This window comes from Anaerococcus degeneri, assembly GCF_017874475.1.
Lineage (GTDB): Bacteria > Bacillota > Clostridia > Tissierellales > Peptoniphilaceae > Anaerococcus > Anaerococcus degeneri.
On the sequence record NZ_JAGGLO010000018.1, the window covers coordinates 1 to 12,759 of the forward strand.

Below are 12,759 nucleotides of genomic sequence, written 5' to 3' on the forward strand. Positions count from 1 at the left end.
AGTCATAGCCAAAGAAAATAAAAAAGAAAAAGAAAGTATCCTAAAACAAATAAAGAAATACAAAGACCTATCCAAGAACAAGGATAAGACAAAAGAAAAAGTCAAAAGAAAAGTAAAAGAAAAAGTAAAACCAAGCAAAAAAGATATGACCAGAGAAATCTAAGGGAGTAACGAAAAGTTACACCCTTAGATACCCACAGTAACAAGACTTCCGAAAATCGGAAATCAAGAATTTCGATTATCGAAAATCTGGGAAATATCAAGGCATATAAGATATAAAATTGAATAAACACAATATTTATGATATAATTAGAGCAATTAAGAGGTCAAAGAGGTGCTTGTATAAATGCGCTTATAGACTATATTGAAAAAATTTTGCTTGAACTTGGCAAGGATTTTATGTATGCGGTAAGCCTTGCCACCACTTATTATTATGTAGACATGGTATATATAATCAAAGGAGGAAATATTATGAAAGGTGGTTTTAGAATTCTTCTTGCCATAATGATTTTATTTTCATTAACAGGATGTAAAGGGAAAACAGATGGAGATATTACAATTGATAAAGGTGATTCAAGTAAATTTAGCCAAGAAGAAATAGATTCTGCAATTAAAGTAGTAAAGGATAATTTTTCATTCCCAGGCTCAGAATTAAAAGCAGTACGCTACGATGAAGCTAAATCTGAAGATGTAATAAAAGATTTTATGGAATATGGAGCAGGCAAGGGCACTGATATAGATCCAAATAATATTATCGTACTATTTTCAGATTTTGATGTAAGTGGGGAAAATCCTGTATTAAGTAAGGATGAATACAAGAATTACAGCTGGACCTTAGTTCGACCAGACAAAGATGGGGAATGGAAGATAGAAGATCAAGGTTATTAAAAAATATAAGGAAAAATAAAATATAAATTATAAGGAGAAGTAGAGAAAAAATCTACTTCTTTTTTATTGCAAGGAGGATTAGAATGGCAACAAACAAAAGATATTATTGGATAAAATTAAAAGAAGAATTTTTCACAGACAAAAGGATAAATAGATTAAGGAGAATATCGGGAGGAGATACCTACACGATAAGCTACCTCAAACTTTTACTCCTAAGCCTAAAAGATGAGGGCAAACTCTATTATGACGGAGTAGAAAGTGATTTTATAAAAGAGTTAGCACTAACCATAGATGAAACAGACGATGATGTAATGGTTACAGTTAATTATTTAATCAATCAAGGCTTATTAGAAGTTGTAACAGAAAATGATGAATACTACTTAACCGAAATACCAAACTTAATCGGGTCATAAACAGCTTGGGCAGAGAAAAAAAAGAAGATACAGACAAAATAAACAGAGGACATTGTCCTTAATAAGTCCAACCCATGTCCGACAAGAGATAGAGAAAGATATAGAGATAGATAAAGAGAGAGAGGGAGAGATAGAAAAGATTTAGCATTTTTGGTATAATCACATTAATCAAACTAAATTTGTAATGATAAAATGAGCTTGTTAACTGTAAGCTGATTATGATAAAAAGATTAAAACTCCCACCATTTGTGTAAGAAACAGAATAAAATAAAGAATCAGATTGGAGTGATGAGAATGGATAAAAAAGATTTAGCTATTATAGGAGATAGTGAATATATAAAAATGCTTGAGAAAATAAAAAGATCATATACAAGCAGGCAACTTAAAGCAGCAGTTTCGGTCAATTCTGAAATGCTAAAGTTTTATTATAGTTTAGGTGAAGAAATTATTAGCTTAAAGGCAGAAAGCAGATGGGGAAGCGGATTCTATAAAAAATTAAGTTCGGATTTAAAAAATGAAATTCCCAATGTTAAAGGATTTTCTGTTACTAATTTAAAATATATGAAGAAATTTTATGAAATGTATTCGCCATTAAATCGTCCACAGCTTGTGGACGATTTACAAATATCTAAAATCGGTGGAGATTTTAATATGATTTTTAGTATCCCATGGGGACATCAAAGATATATTATGGATAGATGTGAGGGAAATTTGAATAAAGCATTTTTCTTTATATCTAAAACATTAGAAAATAGCTGGAGTAGAGCTGTGCTTTTAAATTTCTTGGATACAGATCTATTTGAGAGACAAGGAAAAGCAATAACAAATTTCACAAATAATTTGCCTGCTACACAAAGTGATTTAGCCAATGAAATGACGAGAGATCCGTATAATTTTGACTTTATATCTATAAGGCAAAATTATGATGAAAAAGAATTGAAAGACGCTTTGATGGATAATATTCAAAAATTCTTATTGGAGCTAGGGACAGGTTTTTCGTTCGTGGGCAGAGAATATAGACTTGTAGTTGGAAATTCAGAAGAATTTATTGATATGTTATTCTACAACATTAAGCTACATTGCTATGTAGTTGTGGAGGTTAAAATTTCCGCATTTAAACCTGCGGATATAGGACAACTTGGAACCTATGTAACATCTGTAAACCATATATTAAAGGGAGATGGGGATAATCAAACAATAGGTCTTTTAATCTGTAAGACAAAGGATAATGTATTGGCAAAATATGCTTCTGAAAGCTCAAGAGAGCCTATTGGAATTTCAGAATATCATCTACAAAACTTAATTCCTGAAAGTTTAAAGGGAGCATTACCAACCATAGAAGAAATTGAAAACGAACTAAAATAAATTTTAAAAACATAATAAATGTACACAAGGCGGTAGAAGTAAAAACTATCGTCTTTTTTATTTGAAGAAAGGTAGGAGAGTATGGCAGATAAAAGAATGTTTTCACTAAAGATAGTAGATAGCGACTTATTTTTGGATATGCCACTAAGTAGTCAATGCCTATATTTTCATTTATCAATGAGGGCAGATGATGACGGTTTTGTAAATAATCCTAAGAAAATCATCAAAATTATCGGAGCTAATGAAGATGACCTAAAAATACTTATTGCCAAAGGCTTTGTGATAGTCTTTGATCAGGGAATAATCGTCATTACTCATTGGAAGATAAATAATTTTATTAGAAAAGACAGATATAAGCCAACAATGTATATAGAGCAGAAACAACAGCTTTATCAAACGGAAAATGGAGCATATATTTCAGAAGAAAAAGTTGGTTGTCATCTGGTTAACCAAAGGTTGTCAAGTGGTCAACCCAGTATAGGTAAGGGTAGATTAGATAAGGTTAGTATAGATAAGGGGAGAGAAGAACAGTCCACCCCCATTTTTTATGGAGAATTCAAAAATGTAAGGTTAAGCAAAGAAGAATATAAAAAACTTAAAGAAAAACTAAACTCACACGCAGAAATAATGATAAATAAACTATCAAGTTACATGGAAAGCAGTGGTAAGACCTATCAAAACCACTATGCGACAATCTTAAAATGGTATGAAGAAGATAAAGATAAACTAAGACAGAAAGGTTTAAATAAAAAAATGAACTATGATGTAGGAGAATCTTTATAGATAAAAAGAGGTGGAAAGCCACTATTAAAGACTTTAGGTCTAAAAAGGTATCAAAGTATGCCAGATATAATAAAAATGTAAATACGACACTTAAAAGGCGATTAGAAAATTAAAAATCTAATCGCCTTTTTTTATTGCATGAAAGGATAAGTTATGACAAAAAGACAAACAAAATACATTGTAAAAAGAAATTATGATAATAGAAGAACAGATACAGAAGCTTTTCTAAGACTAATAAAAAAATCAAACAAATTAAGTAAGGATAATGAAATTGAGTATAATAAATATAATATTGATAGTAATAAAAAAGAGTGCTATAATAAAAATAGTTTTAGAGAAAGTTGTGTTATTTCTGAAAACTCAAATAAGGAGGAATAGGAAATGATACAAACAAATTCAAATCACTTTTCATTCAAAGCTGCAATTTATTGCAGACTATCTAAAGATGATGAGCAGAAAGGAGAGAGTGCCAGCATACAAAACCAAAAGGAACTTTTAGAAAACTATGTAAAATCAAGAGGTTGGAGTATTTACGATGTATATATAGATGATGGATATACTGGATTAAATACAAATAGACCATCATTTCAAAGACTAATTAGAGATATTGAAAATAAAAAAGTAGATATAGTCATCACTAAGGACTTATCAAGGCTTGGAAGAAACTATTTGCAGACTGGATACTATACAGAAAATTTCTTCCCAAAGAACAATGTCAGATATATAGCTTTAAATGATGGAGTAGATACCTTTCAAGAAAACAACGAAATAGTTCCTTTTAAAAATGTTTTAAACGAGTTTTATTCAAGAGATGTTTCCAAAAAGATGAAATCTGCCTATATGACAAGGGCAAGGCAAGGAAAATTTATTGGTTGTCTTGCTCCAATAGGATATAGGAAAGACAATGAAGATCCACATAAATTAGTAATCGATGATGAAACCTCATGGATTGTTGAAAAAATTTTTGATCTTGCTTTTAGTGGCTATGGAGTCCAGGCAATTAGGAGAAGACTTTTTGAAGAAAAAATACCTACACCTACCTGGTGGAATAGAAAAAAAGGACTTAGAAATAAAAAAACTAAGTTAGAAATGACCTTAGATGGTGGAGAGTATTGGTGGGACTGCACAACCCTAAAAGAAATTATTGAAAACCCAGTTTATATTGGTCATATTGCTAGTCAAAAAGTTAATTATAAATTCAAAGTAGGTTGGTTATCCGATAAACCTAAAGAGGAATGGATAATAGTAGAAAATACGCACGAACCAATTATTTCTGAAGATATTTATAATATAGCAAATGAAAAATTAAAGAGCAGGAGAAGACCATTTAAAAATGGAGAAGAAAGCATATTTGCAGGCATTGTGAAATGTCCCGATTGTGGAAAATCTTTAAATCTTGGAAGAAACAAATCGAAAAAAAGAGAAAAGTTACTCACTTGTAACACTTATAGAAGATACGGAAAGTCATTATGTAGTCAACATAGAATTTATTATGATACTCTTTATGAGATAGTGCTTAAAGATATTAGAAAAAATGCAGAAATAGCATTAAAAGACGAAAAAGAAATTATAAAAGCACTTGAAAAATCACGAGAAATTGATAATGAAGAAGAACAAAAATTTATTATGGATAAGATTTACGAAGATCAAATAAGAGTAGAAGACTTAACTAAAAAGATTGAAAGATTATATGATGACTGGCTAGACAATAAGATAAGTGAAAGTAACTTCCAAAAAATTCTTGAAAAATCACAAAACGAACAAGATTATCTAAATCAAAGAATAAAAGATAATCAAAAATTGATTGTCAAAGAAGATCTTGAAGATATTAATGTTAAAAAATGGATTGAACTCATAAAAAAACATAGGGATATAAAGAAGCTGGACAAAGAAACCTTAAACGAACTCATCTCAAAAATCTATGTTCACGAAAAAGAAGTAGTGAATGGAGAAATCACCCAAACAATTGATATTTACTACAATTTCATAGGAAATACAGACACGCTACAAGTATTTTACAATCTCTAATTAGGCATAAAGCAGCTTATGGCTGGTGGAGGAATTGTACTAATCGGTATTAAATTAATTCCACTACTTGCAAATGCTTTAAATTAGGAGAAAGTCTATGTTTGGTATCTTTGACAAGCTAACTGAATTTTTTAAGGATATGCTACTCGGAGGTATCAAAGCAAATCTTGAGTCCATGTTCTTAGATATAAACGACAAGGTAGGAGTTATTGCAACTGATGTTGGAAAGACGCCAATGGGTTGGAATGGAGAAGTGTATAACTTCATTAAAAACATTAATGACAATGTAATTGTTCCAATAGCAGGTCTTATCATAACAGCAGTTTTATGTATTGAACTCATAAATATGGTTATGCAAAAGAATAATATGCACGATACGGATACTTTTGAGTTTTTCAAATACATTATAAAGATGTTTATAGCAGTCTACCTTGCAAGCCATGCCTTTGAATTTTCAATGGCAGTCTTTGATGTGGCACAAAATCTTGTAAACAAAGCGGCAGGGGTAATCACTACTTCTGCCACTGTTTCAGGAGATCAGATAGTTGCAATGGTTGATACATTAAAAGAAAAAGAAATAGGTGAGCTTTTAATGATATTAGTTGAAACAAGCCTTGTAAGGATTGCAATTCAATGTATATCTTTAACTATTACCTTAATAGTATATGGGCGTATGTTTGAAATATATGTCTACTCATCAGTATCATCCATACCATTTGCGACTATGGGAAATAAAGAATGGGGTCAGATTGGAACAAATTATATCAAGGGACTTTTTGCCTTGGGACTACAAGGTTTGTTTTTGATGGTATGTTTAGGTATCTACACCGTTTTAATAAGAACGGTACAGATTACAGATATTCACGCAAGCTTGTTTAGTATATTAGGATATGCTCTACTACTTGGACTTATGATGTTTAAGAGTGGAACAGTTGCAAAAAGTATTATGAATACGCACTAGGAGGAATAAATGTTAAAAAAGAAAAATTGTGCTTTATTGGGACTTGGAATTTTATTGGGAGGAACTTATGAAATCTTAAAAGAGAAAAAAAGAAATGAAGAGATTAGAAACTTAAAGAGGAGAATAAATAGACTCGGAAGATGTCACAATGAATTTGTTATGTATCAAGGCGAATACAATGACAGAAATGAAGAAAAACAAGAAGAATTAGAAGAAAGAATTAGCTACCTGGAAGAGGAAACAACATCTAATTATGACCATATACTTGAACTTTCCAAAGAAGAAGTAGAGGGAGATTAAAATGGCATATGTACCAATACCAAAAGATTTGGACAAGATTAAAACAAAGGTTGCCTTTAACTTAACCAAAAGACAACTTATAGGTTTTTCTGTGGCAGGACTAATTGGTATACCAACCTATTTATTTATGAAGAAATATCTACCTAATGATGTTTCTATCATTGTAATGCTAATAGTAACCCTGCCAATCTTTTTTATAACCTTATATGAAAAAGATACCTTAACTTTTGAAAAATATTTTAAATTTTTCTATCTTCATAAGTTTTATCAACCAACTAAGAGAATAAGAAAGGAGGCATACATTGAAGCAAAGAAAAAAGCAAATCAGCGACTTAAATCTAAGGGAAAAACAATTAAAAAAAGACCGAAAGGAAGTAAGAAGGCTAAAAACAAAGAAAGATCAAACAAATAGTCTTCTAAGTGTACTTTTAAAGAAAGAGAAAAAGAGATTTACTGTTGAAGATACAATTCCCTATATGAGAATGTTACCAGAGGGCATTTGCCAGTTAGATGAAAAAAATTATTCAAGGACAATTTCATTTCAAGATATAAATTACCAGTTGGCATTGGAAGAAGATAGAGATTTAATCTTTAACCAATTTGCCAACTTTTTAAATTCTTTTGATCCAAGTGTCCACATTGAACTTTCGTATGTAAATCAATTAGGAAGAAATAAAGACCTACAAGATGCAATTAAAATTGCTGATAAGGGAGACTTCTATGACGATGTAAGAAAAGAGTTTAGGGAGATGTTAAAGCTTCAACTTGCAAAGGGCAATAACGGACTTAAAAAGATGAAGTATATAACCTTTACAACAGAAGCCGATAACCTAGAGCAAGCAAGAGCAAAGTTAAATAGACTTGAAGTAGATATTTTATCTAACTTTAAATCTATGGGAGTAAGAGCAGAAAGCCTTGATGGTGAAGAAAGGCTAAGACTTGTTCACGATATGTTAAATCCAGACAAAAACTTTTATTTTTCATATAAAGATTTGAAGAAGAAAGAGTCTACAAAGTCACATATAACTCCCAATATCTTTAATTTTGCACCAGTAAATAATTTTAAATTTGGTAAATATATTGGAGCAGTAAGCCATTTTCAAATACTTGCAAGTGAGTTATCAGACAGAATGTTATCTGAGTTTTTAGATATTGATGACAATATTTATGTAGCTTTTCATATAGATGTAGTTGAACAAGCAGAAGCCATTAAACTCATTAAGAGAAAAAATACAGACCTGGATAGAATGAAAATTGAAGAACAAAAGAAAGCAGTTCGAGCAGGATATGATATGGATATTATTCCATCAGATATAAATACTTTTGGTGCGGATGTTAAGTCCATGTTATCTGACTTACAAAATAGAGATGAAAGGCTCTTTGTAGTTACCATAGTAATGATGAATTTTGCTAGGACTAATCAAAAATTAGAAAATACTATTGCTCAAATCTCATCAATTGCTAACAGACATAATTGTCAGGTGAAAAGATTATCTCATCAGCAAGAGCAAGGACTTGTTTCTGTCTTACCTCTAGGAGTTAACCAAGTCGAGATAAAAAGATTTTTAACTTCATCATCAACGGCAGTATTTATGCCTTTTACAACAGAAGAGCTATTTATTGATTCAGCAAATTCTTTGTACTATGGCTTAAATGCCCTTAGCCAAAACTTAATTATGGCAGATAGGAAGAAACTCAAGAACCCTAACGGATTAATATTAGGAACACCAGGTTCTGGTAAATCTTTCTCGGCAAAGAGAGAGATGGCAAATGCAATTCTTGTAACAGACGATGATGTAATTATTTGTGATCCTGAAGGCGAGTATTCAAACCTTGTAAAACAATTTAATGGAGAAGTTATTAAAGTTTCAGCAAAATCAAAGGACTACCTTAATCCACTAGATATAAATATGAACTATGGAGATGGGGACGCACCTTTAAAGGATAAGGCAAACTTCATAATGTCTATGCTTGAACTTGTAGTAGGAGGATCTGGTCTTACTGCTGCAGAAAAATCAGTTATAGATAGGTGCTTACCAAAGATATACCAAAAATATTTTGAAGACCCAAAACCAGAAAATATGCCAATATTAGGAGATTTATACGATATGCTCCTATCTCAAGAAGAGGGAGTTGGTAGAAAACTCGCAACAGAAATGGAAATTTATGTTAAGGGAAGTCTTAATGTATTTAATAATAGGTCAAATGTTGACCTAAATAGGCAACTGCTCTGCTTTGATATAAAAGAGCTAGGAACACAACTTAAAAAAATAGGTATGCTTGTAATTCAAGACCAGGTTTGGAACAAGGTTTCCCTAAATAGAGGAAGTAAGTCTACAAGATACTATATAGATGAGTTCCACCTTTTATTAAAAGATCCACAAACTGCTTCATATTCAGTAGAAATCTGGAAAAGATTTAGAAAATGGGGTGGTATTCCAACAGGCATAACTCAAAACGTAAAAGACCTTTTAACAAGTCAGGAAATTGAAAATATCTTTGACAATACAGACTTTGTTCTAATGTTAAATCAAGCATCTGGAGATAGAGATATTCTTGCTAAGAAATTAAAAATATCACCTTATCAGCTAAACTATATAACTAATTCAAATGCAGGTGAGGGATTATTATTCTTCGGAAATACTATTGTTCCATTTATAGATAAATTCCCTAAAGACACCATGTTATATAAGCTAATGACAACAAAACCAGAAGAAGCTAAGTAGGTGTGATATGGATAAAAAACTAAAAAAAGATTTTCAAAAGAAAATTATACGAAATAGGGACGCTCCTGAAAAGAATCTTGAAAGTAAACTTGTTCATTCAGATGATTATATCAATAAGATTATTAAGACTAAGGATAGGTTCGGAGATAAAATTTCAGAAAAAGAATCTAAACTTATTCACGAGAATGTATTAGCAAAAGATCAAAAACAAGATAAACTAAAAGATTTTCAGAAGTCTAAAAACAAGGAAAGAATTAGAAAAGAAGTTTTAGATAATAAGGATAAGGCTAATGAAGTTAAACAGACTAATCTTGAAATAAGGACAGATGAAAGCTTTAAACTTGATGAAGAGTTAGATGTAGACTTTAAAAAGGTGAATTTTGATAGTGAAAACAGTAGAAATATTAATTCTAATAAACTAACAACAGATGATATTTCAGCTAAGGCTCAACCAATAAGCAATAAGAAGGCATCAAGCAAAAGACAAGTTCTTAAAAATTATGAGGATAAACTTATCCATAGCAAGGATAAATTCCAAGACAAAATCAACGAGAAAGAGTCTAAGCGAATCCACACAAGTGAAGATAAACCTATTGAAACGAAGAAAAGTAAGAGAATATATAGAAAAGATAAGCTTGTTAAAGATGAAGTAAGTAATGACGAGAATAATGCTAATATAGATAAAAAGCAAAAGCAAAAGCTTTATCAAGAAAAGAAGTTTAGAGATAAGGAAAAAATTTCTAAAGAAATAGATAAAGAAAATAAGCTAAGCGAAGTTGATACAGATAAGACTTTTGATAATTCGAAGGTTAACGACAATAATCAAGAATTTATAAAAGATGAAAAGGAAACAAGCCTTAAACCTTCAGAACAAAAGAAAGTTAATAAAAAGAAGACTTACTACAAAAGAAAAAATTATGAAAGTGATAAATTTACACGCAAGAAAATTGATGACTTAAAAAATGAATCTAAGAAAATTACAACGAAAGATTCTAAGAAAGCACAAGATGTTAAAGACTTTATCTCAGATAAAAAGATTGGAGAGCTTGAAAAGTCTAAAAGTAAGCTAAAGGATAATATCTTAAAGAATAAAACTAAAGGAAGTCTATCTTCTGGGGTTTTATTATCTGGAGCTAAGTCATCAGAGTTAGTGAGAGATTATCTAAGTTCAGGATCTGATAATACTGGTGTAGAATCTGGAGAAAAGGTCGCTAATGTAAGCTCTAAACTCCAGCATGGAATAAGGAAGTATAAGCTAGACAAAAAGAAAAAGTCCTTAAAAAAGCTATCTAAACTTGATAAGAAAATAAGAAATAGAAAAAGCAAGTTGGAGTTTAAAAGCGGCGTGGAAGATTTAAAAAAGTCAGACGCCTATATAAAGAAAAATAGATTTAAGAAGTTTTACCAGAGAAAGCAAATGAAGAGCATGATAGCTAAAAAGCACGAAACAAGACTTGTAGATAGAGTTAAAAAAGCTATTTTAAGTTTAGGTAAGGCTTCTAAAGAGCTAATTGTTAGAAAAAGTAAGATGGTTTTATTTCTAGTAATAGGACTAGGTCTTATGCTATCAATCATGATTGGTGGCGGAAGTGTTGGTATGAGTGGATTAAGCAACTCTGTCAACTCAGTAATGACAACAACATACCTATCACAAGATACAGTTCTAAGTGAAGTTAATCAAGAATTTTCATCAATGGAATATGACCTACAATCACAAATAGAAAGTGTAAAAACAAGTCATCCTGGATATGACGAATATATCATAAAAAAAGAAGGAGAAATTGGTCATAATACCCATGAACTTTTATCCTATATAACTTCAAGATGTGGAGAAGTAAAATCAGCTTCTGAAGTAAAAGGAATTTTAAAAGAACTTTTCGATAAGATGTATAAGCTTGACTTTAAGGAAGAAATTGAAATTAGAACAAGAACAGTAGCAAAAACTAGATATGATAGTCGTGGCAATCCTTATACTAGCTATGAAAAAGAAGAGTATGAATATAAAAAGTTAATTGTAACTTTAAAGAAAAAAGAAATGGATGAAGTTGTTAGGAAAATATTTAAAGATTATCCAGATAATGTAGTTCATTACGAAGCTCTTCTCGAAGCTAAGGGGAATATGGGAGATGTTTTTGGATCAGGTAATGGGGACTTAGGAGAAATAGTAGACAATCCAAACTTTGGAAATCCTGGTCTTGCTTTTGATTCAGCCACTACAAAGGCTCTTTTTAATGAAGCAGAAAAACATATAGGCAAAAGATATGTGTTTGGAGCAAGTGGACCATCTAACTTTGACTGTTCAGGTTTTGTATGTTGGTCATTTACAAAGTCTGGTGTAAAAAGAATGCCAAGAACAACTGCATGGAGAATATACAAAGACTATTGCAATCCAGTAAGTCCAAGTGAAGCTCAACCTGGAGATATTATATTTTTCCACTCAACATATAACAGTGGAACACCAATATCTCACGTAGGAATATATGCAGGTAACGGAATGATGATTCACGCAGGAGATCCAATTCAATACACATCAATAAATTCAAAATATTGGAAATCACACTTTTATGGTTTTGGAAGACCAAGATAGAAGGGAGATATTATGTGAATAGGAAGCTTATAAGTATTAGAAACAAAAAGAAAAAAATAGAAGAGAAATTAAAAGATTTAAATGCAAAATACAAGGAAATTTGCGATGAAGAAATACAAGTTGAAAATGAAGAAATAATTGTAACTCTTAGGAGGAACAATATTAGCTTGGAAGAATTAATGGAGAAAATCAATGATAGAAAAAGAGAAGAAAAATTAAAAGAAAAGGAGAATATTCATAATGAAGAAATTTAATACGAACAGACTAAGAGCCTTTTTTATGGCTCTTTTATTAGTTTTAACATCAACCTCAACTACTAATGTACTAGCTAAAGCTGATGATACAGATGGTAGTAAAAAAGTGATAGAAAGTTCAATAAGTAAAATTAGTGATTTAGAAAATCAGATCAAAGATTTAAATGATAAGAAACAAGAAGACCAATCAAAGATAGATGAATTAAAAGAAAAGTTAGAAACTTGCAAAGATAATGGAGAAAAACTAAAACAAGAAAAGGCTAAGCTAGAAGAGGAAATTAGAGATAAAGACAATAAGATTGCTCAATTGAATAAAGAAATTGAGGATCTTAAAAATTCTAACAATAATGAACTAATAACAGAAATTACTCAGCTTAAAGATGAATTAAAAAGATTACAAGATGAAAATGCAAAACTAAAAGAAGATTATTCATCTACAAAATGGGAGTTAGAA

12 protein-coding genes and 3 pseudogenes are annotated in these 12,759 nt (G+C 30.7%); all 15 read left to right on the plus strand.

Annotated elements, in window-relative coordinates:
- A pseudogene (locus J2Z38_RS10175) lies at nt 1-163 on the plus strand (PcfB family protein); the annotation flags it as partial.
- 308 nt (nt 164-471) lie between these two features.
- Nucleotides 472-888, plus strand: coding sequence for a DUF4829 domain-containing protein (locus J2Z38_RS10180; RefSeq protein WP_225304646.1), 417 nt, complete (start codon nt 472-474; stop codon nt 886-888).
- Nucleotides 889-971: 83 nt separating this feature from the next.
- Nucleotides 972-1,302: pseudogene (locus tag J2Z38_RS10185) on the plus strand (phage replisome organizer N-terminal domain-containing protein); the annotation flags it as partial.
- Between the two features lie 293 nt (nt 1,303-1,595).
- Nucleotides 1,596-2,666 (plus strand): PDDEXK nuclease domain-containing protein, encoded by a 1,071-nt coding sequence (locus J2Z38_RS10190; RefSeq protein ID WP_209775172.1) that lies wholly within the window; start codon nt 1,596-1,598, stop codon nt 2,664-2,666.
- A gap of 81 nt (nt 2,667-2,747) precedes the next feature.
- Nucleotides 2,748-3,449, plus strand: coding sequence for a replisome organizer (locus J2Z38_RS10195; protein WP_209775174.1), 702 nt, complete (start codon nt 2,748-2,750; stop codon nt 3,447-3,449).
- 153 nt (nt 3,450-3,602) lie between these two features.
- Nucleotides 3,603-3,827: a hypothetical protein gene (locus tag J2Z38_RS10200; protein ID WP_209775176.1), complete on the plus strand. Its 225-nt coding sequence runs from the start codon at nt 3,603-3,605 to the stop codon at nt 3,825-3,827.
- A 3-nt stretch (nt 3,828-3,830) separates the two neighbouring features.
- Nucleotides 3,831-5,477 carry a recombinase family protein gene (locus J2Z38_RS10205; RefSeq protein WP_209775178.1) on the plus strand — a complete coding sequence of 549 codons (1,647 nt, stop codon included), beginning with the start codon at nt 3,831-3,833 and terminating at the stop codon, nt 5,475-5,477.
- A 6-nt stretch (nt 5,478-5,483) separates the two neighbouring features.
- Nucleotides 5,484-5,564 carry a Maff2 family mobile element protein gene (locus tag J2Z38_RS10210; RefSeq protein ID WP_115354505.1) on the plus strand — a complete coding sequence of 27 codons (81 nt, stop codon included), beginning with the start codon at nt 5,484-5,486 and terminating at the stop codon, nt 5,562-5,564.
- Between the two features lie 10 nt (nt 5,565-5,574).
- Nucleotides 5,575-6,438: a VirB6/TrbL-like conjugal transfer protein, CD1112 family gene (locus tag J2Z38_RS10215; RefSeq protein WP_000466919.1), complete on the plus strand. Its 864-nt coding sequence runs from the start codon at nt 5,575-5,577 to the stop codon at nt 6,436-6,438.
- A gap of 9 nt (nt 6,439-6,447) precedes the next feature.
- A complete protein-coding gene (locus J2Z38_RS10220; protein ID WP_002838520.1) occupies nt 6,448-6,738 on the plus strand; it encodes a hypothetical protein in 291 nt (96 codons plus the stop codon).
- Nucleotide 6,739: 1 nt separating this feature from the next.
- Entirely contained in the window at nt 6,740-7,150 is a 411-nt protein-coding gene (locus tag J2Z38_RS10225) for a PrgI family protein (protein ID WP_008902108.1), read from the plus strand.
- Nucleotides 7,041-9,464: a VirB4-like conjugal transfer ATPase, CD1110 family gene (locus J2Z38_RS10230; protein WP_209775180.1), complete on the plus strand. Its 2,424-nt coding sequence runs from the start codon at nt 7,041-7,043 to the stop codon at nt 9,462-9,464. The genes J2Z38_RS10225 and J2Z38_RS10230 overlap by 110 nt, the downstream gene beginning before the upstream one ends.
- A gap of 7 nt (nt 9,465-9,471) precedes the next feature.
- Nucleotides 9,472-12,051 carry a C40 family peptidase gene (locus J2Z38_RS10235; protein WP_209775181.1) on the plus strand — a complete coding sequence of 860 codons (2,580 nt, stop codon included), beginning with the start codon at nt 9,472-9,474 and terminating at the stop codon, nt 12,049-12,051.
- A gap of 14 nt (nt 12,052-12,065) precedes the next feature.
- Nucleotides 12,066-12,305 carry a hypothetical protein gene (locus J2Z38_RS10240; protein ID WP_001080402.1) on the plus strand — a complete coding sequence of 80 codons (240 nt, stop codon included), beginning with the start codon at nt 12,066-12,068 and terminating at the stop codon, nt 12,303-12,305.
- Nucleotides 12,292-12,759, plus strand: a pseudogene (locus tag J2Z38_RS10245) (stalk domain-containing protein); the annotation flags it as partial. The gene J2Z38_RS10240 and the pseudogene J2Z38_RS10245, both read left to right, overlap by 14 nt.